19 protein-coding genes and 1 pseudogene are annotated in these 23,181 nt (G+C 41.9%); 4 read left to right on the forward strand and 16 right to left on the reverse strand.

What is annotated here, in order from left to right:
• Positions 1-14 precede the first annotated feature (14 nt).
• The 13 genes and pseudogenes from OCU78_RS13110 to pilM form a co-directional block, all read right to left on the reverse strand.
• Positions 15-1,106: a porin gene (locus tag OCU78_RS13110; RefSeq protein WP_137375101.1), complete on the reverse strand. Its 1,092-nt coding sequence runs from the start codon at positions 1,104-1,106 to the stop codon at positions 15-17.
• 397 nt (positions 1,107-1,503) lie between these two features.
• The gene (gene trpS / locus OCU78_RS13115; RefSeq protein ID WP_137375100.1) at positions 1,504-2,523 is read right to left on the reverse strand and encodes a tryptophan--tRNA ligase; all 1,020 of its coding nucleotides are present in this window, start codon (positions 2,521-2,523) and stop codon (positions 1,504-1,506) included.
• A 128-nt stretch (positions 2,524-2,651) separates the two neighbouring features.
• A complete protein-coding gene (locus tag OCU78_RS13120) occupies positions 2,652-3,338 on the reverse strand; it encodes a phosphoglycolate phosphatase (protein WP_137375099.1) in 687 nt (228 codons plus the stop codon).
• Between the two features lie 101 nt (positions 3,339-3,439).
• Positions 3,440-4,114 carry a ribulose-phosphate 3-epimerase gene (rpe, locus tag OCU78_RS13125; protein WP_017068835.1) on the reverse strand — a complete coding sequence of 225 codons (675 nt, stop codon included), beginning with the start codon at positions 4,112-4,114 and terminating at the stop codon, positions 3,440-3,442.
• 235 nt (positions 4,115-4,349) lie between these two features.
• A complete protein-coding gene (locus OCU78_RS13130; protein WP_137375098.1) occupies positions 4,350-5,204 on the reverse strand; it encodes a Dam family site-specific DNA-(adenine-N6)-methyltransferase in 855 nt (284 codons plus the stop codon).
• A 217-nt stretch (positions 5,205-5,421) separates the two neighbouring features.
• A complete protein-coding gene (locus OCU78_RS13135; protein ID WP_137375097.1) occupies positions 5,422-6,990 on the reverse strand; it encodes an AAA family ATPase in 1,569 nt (522 codons plus the stop codon).
• A 76-nt stretch (positions 6,991-7,066) separates the two neighbouring features.
• Positions 7,067-8,155: a 3-dehydroquinate synthase gene (gene aroB / locus OCU78_RS13140; RefSeq protein WP_137375096.1), complete on the reverse strand. Its 1,089-nt coding sequence runs from the start codon at positions 8,153-8,155 to the stop codon at positions 7,067-7,069.
• A gap of 24 nt (positions 8,156-8,179) precedes the next feature.
• Positions 8,180-8,698, reverse strand: a complete 519-nt coding sequence (gene aroK, locus OCU78_RS13145) for a shikimate kinase AroK (RefSeq protein WP_137375095.1) — start codon at positions 8,696-8,698, stop codon at positions 8,180-8,182.
• A 176-nt stretch (positions 8,699-8,874) separates the two neighbouring features.
• Positions 8,875-10,587, reverse strand: coding sequence for a type IV pilus secretin PilQ (locus tag OCU78_RS13150; RefSeq protein WP_137375094.1), 1,713 nt, complete (start codon positions 10,585-10,587; stop codon positions 8,875-8,877).
• A 59-nt stretch (positions 10,588-10,646) separates the two neighbouring features.
• Positions 10,647-11,162 carry a pilus assembly protein PilP gene (locus OCU78_RS13155; RefSeq protein ID WP_137375093.1) on the reverse strand — a complete coding sequence of 172 codons (516 nt, stop codon included), beginning with the start codon at positions 11,160-11,162 and terminating at the stop codon, positions 10,647-10,649.
• Entirely contained in the window at positions 11,149-11,742 is a 594-nt protein-coding gene (gene pilO, locus OCU78_RS13160; RefSeq protein WP_137375092.1) for a type IV pilus inner membrane component PilO, read from the reverse strand. The genes OCU78_RS13155 and pilO overlap by 14 nt, the downstream gene beginning before the upstream one ends.
• A 130-nt stretch (positions 11,743-11,872) precedes the next feature.
• Positions 11,873-12,439 (reverse strand): annotated as a pseudogene (locus OCU78_RS13165) (PilN domain-containing protein); the annotation flags it as partial.
• Positions 12,423-13,445, reverse strand: coding sequence for a type IV pilus assembly protein PilM (gene pilM / locus OCU78_RS13170; protein WP_137375090.1), 1,023 nt, complete (start codon positions 13,443-13,445; stop codon positions 12,423-12,425). The gene pilM and the pseudogene OCU78_RS13165, both read right to left, overlap by 17 nt.
• A 204-nt stretch (positions 13,446-13,649) precedes the next feature.
• Here pilM and OCU78_RS13175 point away from each other — a divergent pair, with 204 nt between their 5' ends.
• Positions 13,650-16,295, forward strand: coding sequence for a penicillin-binding protein 1A (locus OCU78_RS13175; protein ID WP_167494071.1), 2,646 nt, complete (start codon positions 13,650-13,652; stop codon positions 16,293-16,295).
• A gap of 156 nt (positions 16,296-16,451) precedes the next feature.
• Here OCU78_RS13175 and oxyR read toward each other — a convergent pair whose 3' ends face one another.
• Positions 16,452-17,369, reverse strand: coding sequence for a DNA-binding transcriptional regulator OxyR (gene oxyR, locus OCU78_RS13180; RefSeq protein WP_137375089.1), 918 nt, complete (start codon positions 17,367-17,369; stop codon positions 16,452-16,454).
• A 221-nt stretch (positions 17,370-17,590) separates the two neighbouring features.
• On the opposite strand from oxyR, the gene OCU78_RS13185 reads away from it, so the two are divergent.
• Together OCU78_RS13185 and OCU78_RS13190 are read left to right on the forward strand one after the other, a co-directional pair.
• Positions 17,591-18,319 (forward strand): glutathione peroxidase, encoded by a 729-nt coding sequence (locus OCU78_RS13185; RefSeq protein WP_137375088.1) that lies wholly within the window; start codon positions 17,591-17,593, stop codon positions 18,317-18,319.
• Positions 18,320-18,642: 323 nt separating this feature from the next.
• Positions 18,643-20,109: a dihydrolipoyl dehydrogenase gene (locus OCU78_RS13190; protein ID WP_137375087.1), complete on the forward strand. Its 1,467-nt coding sequence runs from the start codon at positions 18,643-18,645 to the stop codon at positions 20,107-20,109.
• Positions 20,110-20,211: 102 nt separating this feature from the next.
• Here the strand turns inward: OCU78_RS13190 and OCU78_RS13195 are convergent, their stop codons facing one another.
• Positions 20,212-20,559 carry a RidA family protein gene (locus OCU78_RS13195; RefSeq protein ID WP_137375086.1) on the reverse strand — a complete coding sequence of 116 codons (348 nt, stop codon included), beginning with the start codon at positions 20,557-20,559 and terminating at the stop codon, positions 20,212-20,214.
• 87 nt (positions 20,560-20,646) lie between these two features.
• On the opposite strand from OCU78_RS13195, the gene OCU78_RS13200 reads away from it, so the two are divergent.
• The gene (locus OCU78_RS13200) at positions 20,647-20,898 is read left to right on the forward strand and encodes a DUF3624 domain-containing protein (protein WP_137375085.1); all 252 of its coding nucleotides are present in this window, start codon (positions 20,647-20,649) and stop codon (positions 20,896-20,898) included.
• A gap of 202 nt (positions 20,899-21,100) precedes the next feature.
• Here the strand turns inward: OCU78_RS13200 and argH are convergent, their stop codons facing one another.
• Positions 21,101-22,975 (reverse strand): argininosuccinate lyase, encoded by a 1,875-nt coding sequence (argH, locus tag OCU78_RS13205; RefSeq protein WP_137375084.1) that lies wholly within the window; start codon positions 22,973-22,975, stop codon positions 21,101-21,103.
• Between the last annotated feature and the right edge of the window lie 206 nt (positions 22,976-23,181).

The following is a 23,181-nucleotide window of genomic DNA, read 5'->3' on the forward strand; positions in this document are numbered from 1 at the left end:
TCTCTCTGATTGGATTAGAAGTAAACGCGAGCGTATGCGTATGCGTCTTGCGCCGCTTCACCTGTGTTCATCTCAAGTGCGATAACACTCGAGCGCGTTGGCTTGTAGTTCACGCCAATAGTGCCCCACGTACGATCATCACCCCAGCTCTTATGATCACTTACATCAGAGCTCGCATTATCAATTGACCACTGTTCATACTCTTCAAAGTTGTATGACGCAGTAAATTCCCATGTTTTAGAGAACTTATACTTAGCCGATGCTAGGTAACCTTTATTCTCTAAAGTTTGGTAATTGCTATTAATGTAAGTTTTTTCACCTGTGATTGGGTCTGTCGATACCAGCGTTCTATCTTGAGCAATATCTTCATCTTCAATGTAAGCATTCACACCTAGGTGAATATCATCAGTGACTGCAAAACGAGCACCGAAACCTAATAATTGTTGCTCACCGTACTTCGATGCACCATCAGAGCCTGCACGACCTTCTAAGCCAACAACAGCAGATAAGCGATCACCGAAGTAACCAACATAACCATTCACAATATCGCCAAGTTCAGAACCAGAAGAAGATTCAGCTCGGTTAGTGTAAGAGGCACCTACTTTGATTACGCCGAAGTATTTACCTTCATACTTGACCGTCATGTCTTGGTCGCCGGCTTCGCCAGTTTCAACTGTAGTGTCGAACGTGAAGTCACCCCATTTATCGTAATCATCGAAAGCCGTATCCGTTAAACCAGCTTCTACGTAATGAGAATAACCGTCACTCTTATAGAGGTCGTACCCAATAAATACTTTATCGATCGCCAGAACCATATCGCCGGTGCCGTATGCCCAGTTCTCACGCTCGTAATCTAGCTCTAGGCGGTAATGCATTTTATCGTTCTTACCTTTCACACCCATAGTTGCGAAAGAGTCGTCTACATAGTTTTGGTCTGCATAAAATTCACCGTATTCATAGTTAGCACCTATGTGACCACCAACCCCTACTTCGCCATACAGCTTAACGAAATCACCATTATCAGCTTCGTAAATAGTGACAGCATTCGCGCTAGCCGCTACAAATAAAGAAGACAAAGCCAATGCAATAGCATTCTTTGAAGTCATTTTAAAATCCTTATCTAAGACATTATTCTATTTAACGGCTTGGTAAGTTTGGCGCAGGATCCATTGCTAACTCGAATACAATAACAAGAGCAAATACAACACCGACCACTCATACAAACCAGTAGATGCTGCGTAATATCCCCTTTTTATGTAACAGTAAGAAGTCATCCACGTTACAAATGAGACTCTTATCACTAGTAAAACTACTTTTTTATGAGTGACCATTTTTTTTCAACAGATAACGTTATTAGTGCGATTAAATTGTAAGCAAATGCGTTTTATTTTGACGAACCCCTCAGAATTTAATAATCGTTAACAATTTTATGGAACTTTATTTTTTGTTCACGCATAAAAAAACCGCCTCAGTCGGCGGTTTATTTTAAGCAGAATCAAGTATCTAAGGGCGAGAAACGAAACCTACGGCTTCATAAGCTTTTTTCAAAGTAACAGCTGCACGCTCTGACGCTTTTTCAGCACCTGCTTTCATTACCGCATCCATGTAAGCACGATCTTCACGAATACGCTTGTACTCAGATTGAATCGGCTCAAGCATTTCTACGATTGCTGCACCAACATCCTTCTTGAATGGACCATACATCTCTACGTCTTGATATTGCGCCTCAATCTCTTCAAACGTTTTACCAGTAGCCGCCGAGTACAGGCTCATTAGGTTAGAAATGCCCGCTTTATTTTCCCAATCACTTGCAATACGTGGTGGTGTTTCAGCATCAGTTTGCGCTTTATTGATCTTTTTAATAATCGACTTAGGCTCTTCTAACAGAGTAATAACGTTTTTACGGTTATCATCTGACTTAGACATCTTCTTCGTCGCATCTTGCAAGCTCATTACACGTGCATTCACTGTTGGAATGTACGGTTCTGGAATTTGGAAGATTGGTTGCTCTGGAGTGCTATACACATTGTTAAAACGAGTTGCGATATCACGAGCTAACTCTAGGTGCTGCTTTTGATCATTACCGACTGGCACTTGATGCGCACCATAAAGCAGAATATCGGCAGCCATTAGTACTGGGTAGCCAAATAGACCTGCATTTACATCACTCGCGTAACGGGCAGATTTATCTTTAAACTGAGTCATACGGCTCAGTTCACCCATTTGCGTGTAACAGTTAAGAAGCCAACCAAGTTGAGCATGCTCTGGTACGTGTGACTGAACAAATAGCGTGCTCTTCTTTGGATCAACACCGACAGCAAGACAGATTGCTAGTGCGTCTAGGGTCGCTTCATGCAGTGCTTTCGGGTCTTGACGAACCGTAACCGCGTGAAGGTCTACAACACAGTATTGGCAATCGTAATCATCTTGCATCTGTTGCCATTGACGTAGAGCACCCAAGTAATTACCGATACTTAGTTCACCTGATGGTTGAACACCACTCAATACGATGGGCTTGCTCATGGTTATAATTCCTTTGCTTGTTAGCTTCTTAACTTAAATAAAAAAGCCGCACAGCTCTTTCTATGCGGCTCATCCAGTGTACTCATTGATAAGTATTTTGCTAGTAGGTTAGCTAACTTTTGTCCGCTTTATGCTGAAACTAGAACCACATCTAGTAATTGCGCGACGTTGTCCGCGACATAATCAGGATTAGATGCTGAAATCGGCTCACCGTGATTGTAGCCGTAAGTCAGACCAAACGAGTAGCAACCTGCATTTTGAGCCGCTTTGATATCGTTGCTTGAATCACCCACCATCAACATTTCTTCTGGCTTTACACCATGCTTTTCAAGTAGCCAATTCAACGCTACTGGGTTTGGTTTTTTCTCTGGGAAAGAGTCACCGCCCAATACATCCACAAAGTATTTATCAATGCCGTGTTGCGCCAAGACATCAGGAACAAATTTAGATGGCTTGTTAGTCACCAATGCCAAAGTAAAACCGGCTTTATGTAGCTCTGCTAACGTCTCTTTAACTGATGGATATAAGTGACTCAACTTATGACCACTTTTTTCATAGAAGTCATCAAAAAGGATACGAGCTTTCTTAAGCAGTTCAGGATCTAATTCAGAGCTCACTGTAATGCTGCGGCTAAGTGAACGTCCGATAAGCACATCCGCACCATTACCCACATAGTCACGAACTTGTTCTTCGCTCACTGAAGGAAAATCCAGTTCCTGGCAAGCTTGGTCAGCGGCAACCGCTAAATCAGGCACACTATCTAATAAAGTTCCGTCCAAATCAAAGGCGATCAGTTTTATTGAGCTTAATGACATCTTACTTTCCTATTAATTATATTCGTCTCATAAGTGGAGCTATAAGACGTAAAAAAGGGGCTATTAGCCCCTTAATATTCAACCTATCTATATTTCTACGATTATGCGTTTACTTTTGCAAGCTCTGCACGCATTTCGTCGATAACTTCTTTGTAATCTGGTTGGTTGAAGATAGCTGAACCAGCAACGAACATGTCTGCACCCGCTTCTGCGATTTCACGGATGTTATCTACCTTTACGCCACCATCAATCTCTAGGCGAATATCACGACCAGACTCATCAATTAGCTTACGAACAGCGCGGAGCTTATCTAGTGTGTGGGGAATGAAAGATTGACCGCCGAAGCCTGGGTTTACAGACATCAGTAGAATCATGTCTACTTTATCCATAATGTAATCTAGGCAAGAAAGCGGCGTTGCAGGGTTCAATACCACACCCGCTTTACAGCCGTGTTCTTTGATAAGTTGTAGGGTGCGATCGATATGCTCAGATGCTTCGACGTGGAAGGTAATCATTGATGCGCCGGCTTTAGCAAACTCAGGTACGATACTGTCTACTGGCTTAACCATTAGGTGAACATCGATAGGAGCAGTGATGCCGTAGTCGCGTAAAGCTTTACAAATTGGAGCACCAAAAGTTAGGTTAGGTACATAGTGGTTGTCCATCACATCAAAGTGCACCACGTCAGCACCAGCTGCTAGTACTTTTTCTACGTCTTCACCAAGACGAGCAAAATCTGCAGACAAAATAGATGGAGCGATGAGAAAATCTTTCATACCTAACCTCTTAAGAGTGAGTAAATTGCATTCGTAGTAGCATTATCGGCAAGACGGAAGACAATGCTATCTAGGCGGCAATTCTACATAAGCGATTAAGCAGATCCTAGCAGTTCAATAGATTTGTTTATCAAAGTGTTCATGGAAACACTTTAATCTGCCAGTTTAAAGATAGGTTATGGCTAGCCTTTAAAGGCTTAGTTAGACATCTTTAAATGATTGAATCTGCCGAAGCTTACTCTTCACTTACAAGGGATGAATGCTGCTGATTCTTATCTGCATGGAATAGTGCCAGTAGTTCATTCACTTTATTCCGCCCTGAACCTTTACTGCTTATCGTGCGTTTAACTTTAACCACACTCAGATCTGCACCGTGATATAAACGACGCGTTAGGGTTGTATCGTGGTTAGAGATTAAAACGGGTATATCACGTTCCATTGCCGCTTTTTCTGCAATATCAGCTAGTGCTGCTTGGTCATCTAAAGAAAAACCATTACCTGAATAAGAAGTGAAATTCGCAGTAGTCGATAGTGGTGCATACGGCGGATCACAATAAACAACACACCCTTTGCGAGCTCGACTAAAAGTCTCAGAATAACCTTCGCACACGAATGTAGCCTTCTTCGCTTTTTCAGAAAAGAATTCTAATTCAGCTTCAGGGAAATAAGGTTTTTTGTATGAACCGAAAGGAACATTAAAGCCACCTTTCTTGTTATAACGGCATAGACCATTAAAACCGAAACGATTCATATAAAGGAAGGCAAGAGAACGATACATCACGTTATCAGTATCATTGAATTGAGCTCGTATATCTAAATACGCTTCTTTACGGTTATTCTCAGCACAAAACCAACGCTTCGATTCCGCTATATAAGTTTCAGGATCGGTCTTTAACAGATTGTAAAGGTTGATTAAATCTGGGTTGATGTCTGCAAGTAAGTACTGGTCATAATCTGTATTCAGAAACACAGAGCCAGCGCCAATAAAGGGCTCAACTAGCTTACGAGCAGGTGGCAGGTGGCGTTTGATATCTTCAACTAGGCCATATTTACCACCAGCCCATTTTAGAAAGGCACGCTGCTTTTTCATTTACTGCTCTGTCTATCAACCAAAAAATAAGGCTGCGGAATGTAACATATTTTCGACCTAAGCTCAGTTATTTCTTGCTGAGCCCAGATATTTATTGCTGAGCTTAGCTCTTTCTTACCAAGCTTCATTATTTACTGCCCATCGTCAGCCTATTTACTAAAAAAACATGAAACTTGATTAGTTATCTTTCGAGTAAATAGGCGTAAAGAGCCACTCATTATTTCACTCGATCAATTTCTCGGTGAACTTGATTAAGTGACTTAGCCCAAGGACCTAAATTCTGTAGATCTTTAGGTAATGTTTCTACTGAATCTCGAGCAACTTGTATGGTTGGATAATCTTGGTAAACAATTATGAACCACTCAGCTCCATTTCTTACCGTTGGATAAATTCTGGCTTGCTCTTGAATACTATATTGCTCAATAAATGATTGAACATCTTCTAAAGAAGTCATCGCACCAAGTTGTAATGTATAAGCTCTCGGTGACAATGCTTTCAGCTCTTCCCTAGCAAAAGAAAAAGTAATCGTTTTATTCGGTGCTGTTTCTTGCTCGTTAACACCTTCAACTTGAACGACAGCATCACTACTAGAAGGGTTTATAGGCTGTTGAACATTGTCTTGATTAGTTACCTGCTGCTGAACGTTATTTTCAGGCACAAGCACGGACACCGTATTCTCTTCAACCGCAGCTTCTATCGTACTGGTATCAACACTTTCTGGCTTATCATCTAGCAAAGCATCAACTACATCAGAGGTAATAACTACGCGCTGCTGATCTTGAGAAACAGTACCAACTCCAGCCATATCTTCAATAATTACAGGAGGTAAAGCTGATGAATCATCCGTTGCCCCTTTATAACTTGGGTCAAGTAATTGCCCGTTGGAATGGTTTTGAGAGCTTTCAACTTTAAGATCTTCTGAATCATCATTAGCAACTTCTAACGTTGGAATTGCCGTTTGTTCTGCTGGGGAAATCAAGGCTTGAGCCTTATCATCTGGTGTTGGTTGATTCAACATCCACCAGTACCCTCCTCCAATAACCACCAAAAGCAAAGTAACCAATATTGCTATCGTGGTTGGTGACCCAATGATCGAACGAATAATAATCCTTTTTTCCACTTTCAACTCTCCTAGAGCCATAAGGTCGCCGGGGATAGGCTTAGTTTTTTTAAAAGCTGAACGCACTCTCTTTTCAGAATCATCATCTACATAACGAACAACCAAAGATTCAAAAAACTGCTCTGCTTCCACTTGAGAAAGCGTATCGATTTCTAGATCAATAGGCTTGTGGTCTTGCCCATAACTTAAGCGAGTCAATAAAGCATCTAAATTGCCCAACTCGGAAAACAAGACAATATTAATATTCCAAAGAGGGTTTGCTTGAGCTTCGAGTACTAACATCCAAAGCTCGGATACCAAGACTTCTGTCAATTGATGAGCATCATCGATCACAATGACCACATCGCACGATTCCCCATCTAATAACCGGGTTAAGCTATCTGATAAAGAGTCTTGCTGGTTAAAGAGAGGATCTGAGACGATTTGACTAAGAAGTAAAGCACGACGTTGTTGGTCATCTTGGCTGGGGTGACACAAGAGAAGACATTGGTTTTGTTCACTCGCCCACGCTTCAAGGTAGCGTTGCGCTAACCAAGATTTACCGGAGCCAGGTTGACCAGCCACCGTTACTAAATTAGAACCAAAATTAGTAAGCAGCTGCAATCTCTCAAGCAATTCAACTTGAGATTCTAATTCCAACACTCTTACTTCATGAGCCAAACTCATTGGATATCCTTACTGATAAAGTTGATCAGTAAACAGGGTTAGCTGCTAGGTATACCCCAACAGCTTAACAACCAAACTAAAGTGTACGGCAGAAATCGATTGCTTGCTCAATGATATCTTGAGGCACATCAGCAACAACTTCAGCAGTACCAATTCCTGTTGGTAAAACCAAACGTAATTGACCAGAGAGCACTTTTTTATCTCTCATCATATGCTTCATGAAGTCATCAAAAGACATACTTTCTGGTGTATGGATTGGTAGCTTTGCATTCTTGAGTATAGAAATAATTCGTTCAAGTTGCTCCTGCGAAATCAAACCTTGTAATTGAGCTGTTTTCGCAGCCATTACAGTACCTGAAGACACAGCTTCACCGTGTAACCAATTACCATAGCCTAGTTCTGCTTCGATCGCATGACCAAATGTATGACCTAGGTTCAATAACGCTCTGATTCCTGACTCTTTTTCATCTAGAGCCACCACTTCAGCCTTAATTGCACAACAACGGGCAATCGCAGTGATCAAAGCTTGCTCATCTAGTTGATAAAGTCTTTCTAAGTTATCTTCTAACCAAGAGAAAAAAGCATCGTCATAAATAATGCCGTACTTAATCACTTCAGCGATACCAGCCGCAAACTCACGCTCAGGCAGGGTAGATAAACACTCAATATCGATAACAACAGATTTGGGCTGATAAAATGCCCCGATCATATTCTTACCAAGTGGATGGTTAACTGCTGTTTTTCCGCCGACAGAAGAATCTACTTGGGAAAGCAATGTTGTAGGGATTTGAACAAAATCTATACCACGTTGGTAACAAGCTGCGGCAAAACCCACCAAATCACCAATAACACCACCACCTAAAGCAATTACGACCACATCGCGGCTGTAATTCCCTTCAAGCATGTAATTCATCACTGAATTGAACGTTTCAAGCGTCTTGTACTGTTCACCATCAGGCAGCTCTAAGAGAGAAGCTTGACAGCCAACGTGTTCAAGTAAAGAAAGAATTTTATCTGCATACAGTGGAGCAACCGTTACATTGCTAATAACAACTACTTTCTGCTTTTTCGATAAAAAAGAAAGGTACGCCGGGTCATTAAATAACCCGGCGCCGATAGAGATTGGGTAGCTACGCTCAGCTAGATTGACCGTAATCCGTTCCATGGTTTTGCTCTCCGAAAAATGAACTTAACGTTCTTCTAGCATTTTTACGATCTGGTTGGCTACCACTTTTGCACTTTGATCATCAGTACGAACGGTATAATCCGCGACTTCTTCGTAAAGTGTATTACGTGATATCGCTAGGTCTTCTAGGACGTCGCGAGGATTGTCTGTTTGAAGTAAAGGACGCTTCTTGTCGCGGTTAGTGCGAGCAAGTTGCTTTTCAATCGTTGTTTCTAAATATACAACGATGCCTCGTGCAGATAGACGGTTACGGTTTTCTTTGCTCATTACTGAACCACCGCCTGTCGCTAGAACAATACCTTGCTCTTCCGTCAGATCGTTGATTACAGATTCTTCGCGTTTACGGAAACCTTCCTCTCCCTCAACATCAAATACCCAAGCGATATCAGCGCCAGTGCGCTCTTCGATTACAGTATCAGAGTCTAAAAACTCCATGTGAAGTTGGGAAGCTAGGTGTCTACCAATTGTACTTTTGCCGGCGCCCATTGGGCCAACAAGAAAAATATTGCGTTTCTCAGCCATGTTTTTAGCAGTAATTTACAACGTTAATTCAATGACATCGCCACAAGGCAGGTCAGCACTCGTACTGAAATAAAAAGGCCTGTGGCACCGATTCCTCACAGATAATTCGTGATAAGACCCGAAATTATCAAGGTTAGGTGCCACTAATGCAACTTTATTTTTAATCTAATTGTTCATTACTGAATCACAACTTTAGGTGTAACGAAGATCAGCAGCTCACTTTTACCAACATTTTCATAGCTACGACTAAATAATGCGCCAAGTAAAGGAAGGTCCCCGAGCAAAGGTACTTTATCCACAGTGTTGGTTACACTGTGTTGAAAGATACCGCCAAGAACAACCGTTTCCCCATTATTAACAAGCACTTGCGTTCCTATCCTCTGTGTATCGATCGCTATCGCTTCACCAGTACCAGTCTTAACAACTTGACCAGGTCTATCTTGGGTTACGCTTAAATCCAAGACCAATCGATTGTCAGGGGTAATTTGCGGTGTGACTTTCAAGCTTAAAACCGCTTTCTTAAATGCGACCGATGTAGCACCACTAGATGAAGACTCCAAGTAAGGTATTTCAGTACCTTGCTCAATATAAGCGGGTTTCTTATTCGTCGTAATTAAACGCGGGCTCGAAATGATTTCAGCTTTAGATTCTTGCTGTAGTGCTGATAGCTCTAAATCAAGCAGAGTATCTGACCCTAGTTTAGCAACTTGAAAAGCAATACTTGAAGCATTCGGTGAGGTCGCACCTAAGTTAACATTTAAGAAATCATCGATCGGTAATCCACCGCCTCCTTCTTCACCATCACCGCCGCCGCCATCGTAGAGACCAATAGTCGCTAGGTTACTCTCTATAGAGCCCCCTATGGTGTTGTTTCCATTTGTCGAGGATATGCCCCATCGGACCCCTAACTCATCAAGGTTGCCCTCTGTAACCGTTACAATACGAGCTTCAATTTGTACCTGTTTAACCGGTATATCAAGTGACTCAACAATTTCACGAATAACGGCAATATTTTCAGGTAACTCTCTCAACAATAAGGAGTTAGTTCTCTCATCTATCGTGATTGAACCACGCTCAGAAAGCATGCTCACGGTACTATCACCACCAATCATTTCTGCGATTTCAGAAGCCTTAGCAAAATTAATTTTTACAATTTCAGACTTCAACTCTCCCAGCTCTTCTTCAAGTCGTGATTTTTCTAAAGCTTGCTGCTCTCTCAAATCAAGTTCAGCTTTAGGTGCGACTAAAATAACATTGCCGTCAACTCGTTTATCAAGCCCCTTAACCTGTAAAATAATATCAAGTACTTGCTGCCAAGGAACGCCATCCAATCTTAAAGTTAGGTTTCCAGAAACCGAGTCTGAAACCACTAAGTTAAAGCTGTTGTAGTCGGCAATAAGTTGGAGAACATTTCGCACAGGAATGTCCTGAAAGTTAATTGAGATTAATTTACCTTCTTTCTCAAGAATACTTTTTTCAACAGCAGGAGCATCTTCTTCTAGCTTACTTATTACTACCTCAATGAATCGACCTTTAAGTGTATATTCGTAATGATAGTCTTGACCGATAGACGCTAATAAACGTGTACTCGGTGATTCACGAAATACTTCAATCGTATCCACAAGAGTCGAAAAATCTTTTACATCAAGCATATACAGCTTGTCGTCTGCCACTTGAGTACTTAATAACTCAATACTTAACCCTTCTTGTGCTCGCTGCACATCAACCACTGTTGAGCTACTTTCAAGTTCGATAATGATCACGGCATCTTTATCTTTATTTAGCCTAAAATCGATACTCTTTAATTCATTGGAAGACGTTTCAGCTTGCGTCACTAACGCAAAGCTCAAGGCAACAAAGAGTAAAACACTCTGAAAAACCTTATTCATATTCACAGCTATTCCTTTAATCATAATTAAATCTCATATCCACATCGTGTGAAATTGGGTCACTTCAAAGCGAGCTTGACGTTACGTTTATGCCAACAACCTAGACCATCTGGAAGGGTTTCATTTATCAGTACATATTTACTGGTCACTTTTGTTACGCGACCGTTATTCAACCCAATGAACTGACCTTTTTGAATTTTCACCACATTACCAACAGGAGTTTGAACTAATCCAGAAACAGTAGAACCGCTTCCCATGACCCCTTTTAAACGCAGTTTACTAAGTGGGTATTTTTCCAACTTCCCATTTTTAGAACGATAACTTGGCTGCCAACAGTCTTTTTTAACAATTGGCTGGTCTTGCACAATCGCTTCTTTGGGTAAAACAAAAGGTCCTCTAGATATTTTCGGATCGTAAGTTGCAGCAATAAATTCGGCAGCTGGTTTTAACTGAGCAACTTCTTTTCTTGCTTGCTCCTCAACCTTTGATACATATTCTTCCAAGGAATCTTGATTCGCTTTACAACCTACAAGCATTAATATCAGGCTCAAATAAGCCAGTTTACTGGGCTTCATCTCTGACCTCCGGTTTAAACTGGTAGGTATAAGCTCTGACACGAAAGTGAAGCGTGCTACTTTCTTGGCTCACTCGTTGCCAATTCACATCGTCAAAACTGATAATTCTTGGTAGCTTGGCAATTGCTGCGGAAAAATCACCAATTTCATGGTAATCACCCGTTAGTTCGATATTGAGGGGTAAGCGATAAAGAAACTCTTTATTTTGTTTTTCTCCCCAATCAATGCGAGTAAAAGTCAGCTTATTATCCAGCCCCAGTTCATTAACCGCAGCCAACATGCTTGCCAACTCTTTTTGAACAGGCAATTGCTGCAGTAAGTAGTCATAACGGCTAGTTAACTCATTTAGCTGCTTTTGCAGTTGAGGCAAGGTGGCAACTTTATTCGCTTTAATTCGCAACGTCGTTTTCAATGTTTGCTCTTGTTGCTTTAGCCCCTCTAACTCATCATTTTGTGGCATCAAATAAAACCAAACGCCAAAACCTTGGATAATGAACATCAGTAATAAAACCACGAGCACTTGAGGAAATAACGGCCACTCTGTAATTTCATCAATATCAAGTTCTTGTAAACTAACCATTCGAGACCTCCTGATTCACGAGGTATACCATCTGATTAGGTGCTAGCTTACTAACGTCCATAGAGAGGTATTGTTCATTGGCTATCGACGGCGCTTTCATTGCCGACTTCTTAGCTGTTGTATCGGCAGCTTCAAGAGGTTTTTGCAAAGATATAGGCGTAAACATGAAAGAGACTTTGAACGTCTGAAACTCTTTATTAAAGCGTTCTTTGTTATGTACGATGGAGTGCATCTCAACATCACTTAAAGACTCTGAACGTTCAAGGTTGTCTAACATCGTTGCTAAACGAGCCGTACTATCACTGATCCCTGACATTTCAACTTCTTGACCATTCATCTTAATTTTATCGACATAAACACCTTCAGGGACTAGGTTCGGCATTAAGTTCATGAACTCTGTCGTTTTATTTCTTCCCGACTGAAGAGACTCAACCACATCTAAACGAGTCAGAATCGATTTGTGTTCTTGTTCTGCCACTTTTAATGATTGGATCTGGGTATCGAGTTGAGCAATGTATTGCTGCAAATAGTTCAAGCGAGCTTGTTGCTCGGATTTCTGCTCATGAAAGTAGTTACCCACCATCCACTGCGCAATCACGGCCGCTAGGGTTCCTAGCACAACAAGGTTGATAAAACGTTTTTTATGTTGAGCCCGGATCTCATCACGCCAAGGCAATAAGTTAACTTGATGCAACATGCTTCACCTCTCCCCATTTAAGCCCACTGATAGCCATTCCAGCAGCGATGCCAAAACTTTGCCAGTCAGTATGCATGCGACGTTTTTTAGATAATTTATTCTCAAATAGAGAAAGAGGGTTCAGAAGCTCACAACTCAAACCTAACTGCCTTTCGAGCTCTTCAATTAGCATTGGTGTATTTGCACTTTCCCCCATCAACCAAATTCCAGAAAGAGGGTGCGTAGAGTTAACTGAAGAATAAAGTTGTAGTTGCCGCTTTAGCTTCTCAATGAAATCATTTATGTATTTTTGATTTTCTTCGGCACTACCAAATGCACTCGCAGGGTGACCTTCGCCCGTTGAGTTTGTTGAGTGGCTACCAAATGAAATGTCTTTATAAAAAGAAGAACCACCCTGGGGCATAATCCCCAAAGACAGTTGATTCAGCCCTACATCAACAAGTAGCCAATTTTTTTTATCTGGATTTAACTGAGACGCTAATTGCCAGATATTCAATAACCCATGAGCATGAATAGCCACAACAACAGGTTCTAGCCCTGCTTTCTTTATAGCCAAAGACCGACTTTCTACGACTTCTTTTCGAGTCGCGTAGACCTGATAGCTTGTCGTTGAACTTTTACCAAAGCGTTTTTCTTCAACTTTGACGAAATCTAAACTGAGGTCTTCGATTGGAAATGGAGATTGATGAGCGAAGGTTTGGTAAATAGAGAACTCTTTTTCTCTATCTTCCAGTTCGCTTTCAATTTGAAGTACTTTGCTAATAACAGAATTGTCAGGGATGGAAATGGCGACCTTTCGACTAAACAAAGGTAACTCTTTTTTAAGTTCTTTGAGTTTCTTTACAATTTTCTGATACTCGAAGGTATGATTATCAGAGAAAATGTCGTCCGAAATAGGAAGCTCTTTATATCCAATTAATGCATATAACTCCCCTACGGGTTTGAGAACCACGGCTTTAATACTGTGGCTACTTATATCTATACCGATGACTGATGATGAACCCATTTTACCTAGCTCCTAAAGCCTCGACTTGAGACAATGGTCTAACATTATCTATGTCTTAACTTTTTATTGAGTTAGCTTATCGTTGGCTTAGTTCTAAGGGGTTGAGATTATTAGTTAAATAAGCGTTAATAAACGAAAGCTAATTTTTAGCCTAGAGTACAAGAGATTGCTGCCTATCAGCCTTAACAAATCAGGGATTATCCGGTGAAGTTCATAAAGCGATTATTCATATTTACATTGATTTGCATGATTCTTGGAGTCGGTACAATTTTTGGGTTCTATTATTATGTAAAACCTGAATTGCCAGATGTTGCAACATTGCGCGATGTCGAACTCCAAACACCCATGCAAGTTTTCAGTCAAGACGGTAAATTGATTTCACAATTTGGTGAAAAACGCCGTAACCCAGTGAAATATGAAGATATTCCACAGCACTTAATTGAAGCTTTGATCGCAACCGAAGACAGCCGTTTTTACGACCACCCGGGAATCGATCCAATTGGTATTACTCGTGCTGCTCTAGTGGTTGCTATGTCAGGTTCTGCGAAGCAAGGTGCCAGTACTATTACTCAACAGCTTGCGCGTAACTTTTTCTTATCTAATGAGAAAAAGATCATGCGTAAGATTAAAGAGATCTTCATTGCGATCCATATTGAGCAACTTCTTAGTAAGGAAGAAATCCTAGAGTTATACGTAAACAAGATTTTTCTTGGTCACCGCTCATACGGGTTTGGAGCCGCAGGTCGTGTCTACTTCGGAAAAGATCTTCCTGATTTAACTCTTAGTGAACTTGCGACTTTAGCTGGCATGCCTAAAGCCCCTTCGACAATGAACCCTATCTATTCAGTCGAACGAGCGACCAACCGTCGAAATGTCGTTTTAATGCGTATGCTCGATGAGCGCTACATTACTCAAGAAGAATACGATGAAGCACGATCTGAAGAGTTAACCTCGAAATATCACGGAGCTGAAATTAAGTTAAGCGCCCCTTATGTAGCAGAAGTTGCACGAGCTTGGATGGTAAAGCGATACGGTGAAAATGCTTATACTTCAGGTATGAAGGTTTACACAACCATTGATTCTAAACTGCAAAAAGCCGCAAATAGAGCCGCGATTAATAACCTTTTAGCTTACGATGAGCGTCATGGTTACCGAGGTGCGGAAAAAGTACTCTGGCAAACAGAGCAACCTACTTGGGATCAAGAACAGATCATCAAGCACCTTAAATCACAACCGACTTATGGGGCTCTTCTACCAGCTGTAGTCACTGCTGTTTCCGATAAAACTGTAACCGCATGGGTGAAGAATAAAGGCGAAGTGACCATTGAATGGTCAAACATGAATTGGGCTCGCAAATTTTTAACCGATGAACGTCAAGGGTCTGCACCTAAAAAAGCGCAAGATATTCTTGCACAAGGTGAACAGATTTGGGTCCGTCGCGTTGATGATAACGCTGCAGAATCCCCTGAAGAGTCTGAGGTTGAAACAGATATCACTACCGAGGAAGAGGCTTCTGAAACAGTTCAAGCTATCTGGCGTTTAAGCCAAGTTCCTAACGCTAATACCGCCTTTGTTGCCATGAATCCTGATAATGGTGCGGTTTTGTCTATGGTAGGTGGCTTTAACTTCGTCCATAACAAGTTCAACCGTGCAACTCAGTCAGTCCGACAAGTCGGCTCTGGTATCAAACCATTTATTTACTCTGCTGCTGTTGATAAAGGCTTAACACTGGCTTCATTAATCAATGACGCACCAATAAACAAATGGGATAAAAGCCAAGGTACTGCATGGAGACCGAAAAATTCACCACCCACTTATGTAGGACCAACTCGCCTACGTATTGGTTTGGCTCAATCGAAAAACGTAATGGCAGTGAGAGTATTACGAGAAGTCGGCTTAGATGACACTCGAAACTACCTTACCCGTTTTGGTTTTGATATTGATGAAGTACCACGTTCAGAAACCATCGCACTTGGTGCGGGTAGCTTAACGCCAATGAAAGTGGCTCAAGGGTATTCTGTATTTGCAAATGGTGGCTACTACGTCGAACCTTTCTACATTAGCCATGTAGAAACTCCGTTTGGTGAGGTTGAATTTGAAGCTCAGCCTAAAGTGGTTTGTCATCAAGACTGCCAAACACAGACTGATTTAGCTGACCTATCATCGCTAGAATCTGATAATTCAGAGAACATGGACCTAACAGAGGCTGAACTTCCGACAGGCTCTATCGCTGATGAATTTAATGAACAAGATGTATTAGCTGAGCCACAATTTGCCCCTCAAGTTATTTCAGAACAAACAGCATTCATAGTGCGTGAAATGATGTATAGCAATATTTGGGGTGGCGGTAACTGGCGAGAAGGGACCGGCTGGAATGGTACAGGCTGGCGTGCTCAACCACTCAAGCGTCGTGACATTGGCGGGAAAACCGGTACAACCAATGATTCGAAGGATACTTGGTATAGCGGTTACGGACCGGGTCTTGTAGCAACAGTTTGGGTTGGTTTTGATAATCACAATCGTAAATTAGGTCGAACAAAAGCCAACAATAACCTTGGTAAAGGTCAAACCACAGGTGCTGAAGCCGGTGCTAAAACTGCACAACCTGCTTGGGTAGACTTCATGAGTACTGCTTTGGCTGATGTGCCAGCTCAGAGAAAATCATTACCCGAGAATATTGTAAGAGTAAGAATCGATCGCGAAACGGGTCTGTTAACCAACAAGTCTGATGGATCATCTATGTTTGAATATTTCTTAAAAGGCACAGAGCCAACAGAGTTCATAAATGAAACATTAAGCAATGACATTTATTCAACTTCGTCTGGTGAAGCTGAAGAAGAACTTTTTTAACGAAACCGTTCATTTGATCTAAACAAAGGGCAGATATTGAAACTCAATATCTGCCCTTTTTTAATCTTAATAGTAGAAGCTGACTCTCACCACGCCGGTGTATGTGATTTATGTACGAGAGCTGTTATGAATCAGGCTCACTATAAGCGAGGACAGCTATGAACGAGATCTACTGTGAACAAGAGTGACTCTCTCTAATTGCTGACTAATCACTTCAGCTAACTGCTCAAAACGAGGTCTTAATGGTGAACCAGGTCGGTACGCTACAATAATTCGTCGCGATGGAGTAGGATTTACCGCCGGCAAATAACACACACCATCTTTTTGCTTTTCACTCGGCAGCGACAACTCAGGTAATAGTGTAATTCCAGCGCCAGCAGCCACCATATTTCGCAACGTTTCTAAACTCGTGGCTTTGAACCTTTCATCATCCTTTGCACCCGCAGCAAAACAAAAGCCTAATGCTTGATCACGTAGGCAATGACCATCACCTAAAGCTAAAACGGTTTGACCATTAAGCTGCAACATATCAACGCTGTCTTGCTTAGCCCATTCATGATCACACGGCACCGCAACACTCAGCGGCTCATCATAAACATCAATCTCTTTGAACGCCGCCGTTTCATCAACCGCAGCCAGCACCAAGCAATCAAGCTTGCCATCTTCTAGTTGGCTCACTAACTGATGGGTCTGCGCTTCGTGCAGGTAAAGCTCAAGATCTGGAAAATTTTCTTTTAGATGAGGGATGATTTTAGGCAAGATATAAGGACCAACCGTTGGAATAAATCCAATATGCATCGGACCTGTCATTGATTCACCATGCCCACTTGCCATCTCTTTAAATGTTTTTACTTCGGCTAAAATACGCTTTGCTTGCTCTACAAGCTGTAAACCAGATTCTGTAAAAATCACTTTTCTTGGGCTACGCTCTGTTAGCTGTAAACCTATTTCATCTTCTAACTTACGGATTTGCCCACTAAGCGTTGGTTGGCTGACAAAGCACGCCTCGGCGGCTTTTCTAAAGTGTTTATGCTCTGCAAGAGCCACTAAGTATTCAAAGTCACGAATGTTCATGATCTGCCTCTTACCTCTGGTTTTAATAAGAACAAGGGTCTGAATAGGAATATTTGGGGATAAAATACTTTTGATAGAATTTACCTATCAAAACCATAACATCAAACGATTAGAGCTATCAAAGGATTTATCTAATAATGGGCTCAACGAAACGAAACAGAGCAAAGAAAAACGTTAAGCTCTGATAGAACAAAATTAAAATACTATTTAAGGAAATCAATATGTTTGCATCTAAAGAAGGTCAATCAATCCCTCAAGTAACATTCCCAACTCGCCAAGGTGATGCATGGGTTAACGTAACGACGGAAGAGCTATTTAAAGACAAGACAGTTATCGTATTCAGCCTACCAGGCGCGTTTACTCCAACATGTTCTTCTAGTCACCTACCTCGTTACAACGAACTACATTCTGTATTCAAAGAAAACGGTGTTGATGACATTCTATGTGTTTCTGTAAACGACACATTCGTAATGAACGCTTGGAAAGCAGACCAAGAAGCTGAAAACATCACATTCATCCCAGATGGTAACGGTGATTTCACAGACGGCATGGGTATGCTAGTTGAGAAAAACGACATCGGCTTCGGCAAACGTTCATGGCGCTACAGCATGCTGGTTAAAAACGGCGTGGTAGAAAAAATGTTCATCGAAGAAGACGTACCAGGCGACCCGTTCAAGGTTTCTGATGCTGATACTATGCTTAACCACATAGCTCCTGAGCACAAAGAGCAAGAGTCAATTACAGTATTCACTAAACCAGGCTGCCCTTTCTGTATGAAAGCGAAACAGAACCTAATCGACAAAGGCCTAAACTACGAAGAAGTGGTTCTAGGTAAAGATGCAACAACAGTAAGCCTACGTGCAATCTCTGGTCGCACTACCGTTCCTCAAGTTTTCATCGGTGGCAAACACATCGGTGGCAGCGAAGAACTAGAAGCTTTCCTAGGTTAATCACTTAGTCGCTAATAAACGCCTAGCAATTAAATAACCTAAGTAATACCGCTAACCCACCTTCTTGTGGGTTAGCGATTCCAAACCACTCTTATCTGAGTTTTGGAAAAAGAATATAGCCTGTGACTCGCCCGCTTTTAACTAACCTATAGTTAATTAAAAGAAGAGTTAACAACAAGAATCGGTTAGTAACAAAAGCTGAATCACAAGCTAAACCTAATAAAACAGAATCACAAAACTGACCCGCGATCCTGACTCTCAAGAAATCACCAGAGTTGGAGGGGTTTGTTCAAACTAAATTTAGCCATTGCGAGAAAATTATTATGAAACAAGTCAATGTAGATGTAGCAGTTATCGGGGGCGGTACAGCAGGTTTAGGGGCTTACCGCGCTGCAAAAGCACACACTGACAGTGTTGTGATGATTGAAGGCGGCCCTTACGGTACAACCTGTGCTCGTGTTGGTTGTATGCCATCTAAACTGCTTATTGCAGCAGCTGAAAGCGTACACCAAATTGAGAAGGCGCCGGCTTTTGGCGTTCACCCACAAGGTGGTATTGTGATTAACGGTCGTGAAGTGATGGACCGAGTGAAGTTTGAACGTGACCGTTTTGTTGGTTTTGTTTTAGAAGGTGTTGATGAAATCCCAGAGCAAGACAAAATCTCTGGTTACGCTAAGTTCCTAGACGACAACACGCTACAGGTTGATGATCATACAGTGATCACTACAAAACGTATTGTTATCGCAACAGGTTCTCGCCCTGCATACCCTGCAGTTTGGAATGAGCTTGGCGACCGTCTTATCATTAATGATGACGTATTCAGTTGGGATGATTTACCAGAATCAGTGGCGGTATTTGGCCCTGGTGTGATTGGTCTTGAGCTTGGTCAATCACTACACCGCTTAGGTGTGAAGACCAAACTGTTCGGTTTGGGTGGTCAAGTTGGCCCAGTAACCGACCCAGAGGTCATGGCGTATGCAGATAAAGCCTTCAATGAAGAGTTCTACCTAGATGCCGACGTGAAAATCGAAAGCATGAAACGCATTACCACTGAATCGGGTGAAGATCGCGTCGAAATCCAGTTCATCAATAAGCAAGGTGAATTAGAAACTAACGTCGTTGAATACGTACTGGCAGCTACAGGTCGTCGTCCAAATACAGACAAGCTTGGCCTAGAGAATACCTCTCTAGAACTTGATGAACGTGGTGTGCCAGTTGCAGACCACTACACGCTACAAACATCGCTACCATCAGTATTTATTGCGGGGGATGCAAGCAACCAATTGCCTCTACTGCATGAAGCAGCAGACCAAGCACGTATTGCCGGTGATAATGCAGGTCGCTTCCCTGAGATTCGTGCAGGACTGCGCCGCTCTAAAATCTCAGCAGTATTCTCTGATCCGCAAATCGCAATGGTTGGTGAAACGTACAAAGAGATCACAACGCGTTTAGGTACTTGTGGCTGCTTCGCAACCGGTGAGGTGTCTTTCGAAAACCAAGGTCGTTCACGAGTGATGCTACGTAACAAAGGTATTCTGCACGTTTACGGCGAGCAAGGTACAGGGCGCTTCCTTGGTGCTGAAATGATGGGACCAAATGCAGAACACTTGGCTCACTTATTAGCATGGGCACACCAGAACAAGATGACGGTTTCTGAAATGCTAGATATGCCGTTCTACCACCCAGTAATCGAAGAAGGTGTACGAACTGCATTACGTGACCTCAATGCGAAACTGCACCTAGGCCCAGAGATGGTGAAACACTGTCTAGATTGTGGTCCTGGTTGTTAATCTCCGGTCATAGAACAGATAGCCATTTGATCTGTTAGCAGGATTTAGATACTAAAAAGGAAAGCCATTGGCTTTCCTTTTTGTTTCTTACTGGCTTTGATATTACTTCTCAGCAGCAATCACAGAAATCTCAACGAGTAGCGCTTCACGAGCCATATCACCCGTCACACATGCGCGAGCAGGAGCGTGACCTTCAGGAACCCATGCATCCCATACAGCATTCATATCTTGAAAATCATCCATAGACTTAATGTAGATAGTCGCTGACAACATGTGTTCTTTGTCACTTCCAGCTTGCTCAAGGAGAACTTCCACTTTATCAAGCATAGTTTGAGTTTGCTCTTTAATGCCTTGAGTAGCATCGGCACATACTTGACCACATAAATAAATCGTACCATTGTGCTTAACAATACGGCTCATGCGTTGTTTCGTTTCTTGGCGCTCAATCATCAACTTTCTCTCTTTAAGTCACCGTAATTAAAAACCCGATGACGTGTTATTATTTAGGTAATAAGCATAACGCGAATTAAGCCTAATATGACATGTGTTAGATGCAATAAAACTGAAAAAATCACGCAGAAGCTTGGTCGTTGTCAACGCTGTATGAATCAACTCACAGTATTATCAATTCTTAGCTGGGGTATATGGTGGTTATTTTTCAAAGAAGATCCAAGAACAATTAATGCCATTGCATTGATGATGGCGGCTTGTGCGTTTAGCGGACTGTTAAGCATTCATTTAGTGATGAAATTTGTAATCCTTCCTCTTAGAAAGAGAAACACTAAATAACGAACCGATAAGTAATTGAAGATAAATAAACAGACTTCCAAACAACAGATAGAAAAAAGCCCCAAAACCAATCGGTTTTGGGGCTTTCTTAGATAAATCTAAGAAAAAGCAGTGGTACTTTAATAGACCGGACTTTTCTTAATTTGTTCCCAAAAAAGATCAGATTTTTAATCTTTTATTTAGGTGCAATAAAATCAATACCTTATGCAACGTTAACTTTTGCAATAACCTGCTCAACCAAGTTCACTTCCAATGCAACTTCATCACAAGCATGTTGGCGAGGGCACTGGTCACAATCTTTGAGGACTTTCTCTGGCAACAATGACTTAGACGTCGGTAAGAAGTCATGTTTCATAAAGAATTCAGGAGTACGAGTTAGTACAAACACTTTCTTGATTGCCATTTGTCGCGCTTTATCAACAAGGTGTTGCACTATCGCAGTACCCTGCCCTTGTCCTTGCCAGCCGGCTTCAACCCCAAGCGAGCGAATTTCAGCTAAGCCAGAGTCATAGACATAAAGTGATGCACAACCTGTAACCTCACCATGATGCTCAGCTACCGCAAACGAGCCAATATCACGCACCAACTCATTACGAGAACGAGGGAGGTTTTCACCCATGTTTGCCCAGTAAGCGACCATGCCTTCTAATGCTTCTATATCGGTCAAACGAGCAGGACGTACTTTGACAATTGAAGTGTCACGCTGCGATAAACGCTTCTCAGCTTGGTCTACAGCATAAGCGACTTGTTTAGGGGAAACGCCACCCAATGCGCTACGTTTTTCTAAACAAGATTCAATGGTCAAGATGTCGTAAACATCATCCTCTATCACCTCAGAGAACTCTTTCATCTCTGCGATGGTTAATTCTTCCAGTGCACAGCCTTTCGAAATTGCAGCGACAACCGTCACACCCACAATGTGGTGAGCTTCACGGAAAGGAATACCTTTCGCTACCAGGTAATCAGCCAATTCTGTAGAGTTTGCGTAACCTTGTTTCGCCGCTTCAAGTGTACGTTCGCCGTTCACTTTAATGCCGTCAAAACAAAGAGCCGCCATTTCCATACAATCATTCCAAGTGTCTAAAGCGTCAAACAGACCTTCTTTATCTTCTTGCATATCTTTGTTGTAAGCCAAAGGCAGTGCTTTCACCGTCATCATCATTGCGGCTAATGAACCGTATACACGGCCAGTTTTGCCACGGATGAGTTCTAGTGCATCTGGGTTTTTCTTTTGTGGCATCAGAGATGAACCTGAAGTCACGGTATCAGCTAACTCGATGAAATTTGATTCACCTGAGTTGTAGAAAATCATATCTTCTGCGAGACGTGAAAGGTGAAGCATAGAGATAGATGCAATCGACATCAGCTCCATTACATGATCACGGTCAGATACTGAATCTAGAGAGTTACGAGTTGCACGACGGAAACCTAAGTTGTGAGCTAACTCTTCACGGTCCATCGGGTAAGCGGTTCCAGCAAGAGCACCAGAACCCAAAGGACACGTATCTAGACGTTTAATCGCATCACTCAAGCGAGAGTAATCACGCTCAAGCATTTCAACGTAAGCCAAGCACCAGTGAGCAAAAGTTACTGGCTGAGCACGTTGAAGGTGAGTATAACCAGGAAGCACGGTTTCTTGATGCTGAGAAGCAACGTTCACCATTTGACTTTGCAGACGGTCAAGCGCTAGCAGTAATTGGTTACCTTGCTGACGGCACCATAGTTTAAGGTCTGTCGCCACTTGGTCATTACGAGAACGGCCGGTATGAAGCTTTTTACCCAAGTCACCGACCTTGCCGATAAGTTGTTGCTCCACCCAACTATGAATATCTTCTGCATCAGAACGTAAGATCTGCTCTGGATCTTCCATCACTTCGAGTTTTAGCTCGTTCAGTGCAAGCTCTAGTCTTTGCTGTTCTTCTTCTGTTAGAACATTGACTGAATGAAGAGCTTTAGACCAGGCAATTGAGCCCACAATGTCTTGCTCAGCGAGACGGTAATCAAAACGAAGAGAATCGTTAAAATCTTTGAACCGGGTGTCTGCTGCTTGGGTAAATCTACCGCCCCATAATGCCATTGTGTATCTCCTAATTGCACAGTGCTCACTGTTTTTGCAAATAATAATTCTGATTAAGATTCAGTATTTTTCTGATGGTTTAAACTTACGGCAATTCAAAATAAAAATAAAGTATTAATTCATTATTTTTACATATTTATTCACCAGGTAATCGTCCGTTGACTCTTTACAGCGTGAAATGCGAATTATATGTCATTAGATACAAA

The organism is Vibrio gallaecicus, from assembly GCF_024347495.1.
GTDB classification, from domain to species: Bacteria; Pseudomonadota; Gammaproteobacteria; order Enterobacterales; family Vibrionaceae; genus Vibrio; species Vibrio gallaecicus.

Excerpts from the sequence above, each read along its gene's own strand:
- OCU78_RS13110 (WP_137375101.1), bottom strand. The coding sequence starts at position 1,106 with ATGACTTCAAAGAATGCTATTGCATTGGCTTTGTCTTCTTTATTTGTA.
- trpS (WP_137375100.1), bottom strand. The coding sequence starts at position 2,523 with ATGAGCAAGCCCATCGTATTGAGTGGTGTTCAACCATCAGGTGAACTA.
- OCU78_RS13120 (WP_137375099.1), bottom strand. The coding sequence starts at position 3,338 with ATGTCATTAAGCTCAATAAAACTGATCGCCTTTGATTTGGACGGAACT.
- rpe (WP_017068835.1), bottom strand. The coding sequence starts at position 4,114 with ATGAAAGATTTTCTCATCGCTCCATCTATTTTGTCTGCAGATTTTGCT.
- OCU78_RS13130 (WP_137375098.1), bottom strand. The coding sequence starts at position 5,204 with ATGAAAAAGCAGCGTGCCTTTCTAAAATGGGCTGGTGGTAAATATGGC.
- OCU78_RS13135 (WP_137375097.1), bottom strand. The coding sequence starts at position 6,990 with ATGAGTTTGGCTCATGAAGTAAGAGTGTTGGAATTAGAATCTCAAGTT.
- aroB (WP_137375096.1), bottom strand. The coding sequence starts at position 8,155 with ATGGAACGGATTACGGTCAATCTAGCTGAGCGTAGCTACCCAATCTCT.
- aroK (WP_137375095.1), bottom strand. The coding sequence starts at position 8,698 with ATGGCTGAGAAACGCAATATTTTTCTTGTTGGCCCAATGGGCGCCGGC.
- OCU78_RS13150 (WP_137375094.1), bottom strand. The coding sequence starts at position 10,587 with ATGAATAAGGTTTTTCAGAGTGTTTTACTCTTTGTTGCCTTGAGCTTT.
- OCU78_RS13155 (WP_137375093.1), bottom strand. The coding sequence starts at position 11,162 with ATGAAGCCCAGTAAACTGGCTTATTTGAGCCTGATATTAATGCTTGTA.
- pilO (WP_137375092.1), bottom strand. The coding sequence starts at position 11,742 with ATGGTTAGTTTACAAGAACTTGATATTGATGAAATTACAGAGTGGCCG.
- pilM (WP_137375090.1), bottom strand. The coding sequence starts at position 13,445 with ATGGGTTCATCATCAGTCATCGGTATAGATATAAGTAGCCACAGTATT.
- oxyR (WP_137375089.1), bottom strand. The coding sequence starts at position 17,369 with ATGAACATTCGTGACTTTGAATACTTAGTGGCTCTTGCAGAGCATAAA.
- OCU78_RS13185 (WP_137375088.1), top strand. The coding sequence starts at position 17,591 with ATGTTTGCATCTAAAGAAGGTCAATCAATCCCTCAAGTAACATTCCCA.
- OCU78_RS13190 (WP_137375087.1), top strand. The coding sequence starts at position 18,643 with ATGAAACAAGTCAATGTAGATGTAGCAGTTATCGGGGGCGGTACAGCA.
- OCU78_RS13195 (WP_137375086.1), bottom strand. The coding sequence starts at position 20,559 with ATGATTGAGCGCCAAGAAACGAAACAACGCATGAGCCGTATTGTTAAG.
- OCU78_RS13200 (WP_137375085.1), top strand. The coding sequence starts at position 20,647 with ATGACATGTGTTAGATGCAATAAAACTGAAAAAATCACGCAGAAGCTT.
- argH (WP_137375084.1), bottom strand. The coding sequence starts at position 22,975 with ATGGCATTATGGGGCGGTAGATTTACCCAAGCAGCAGACACCCGGTTC.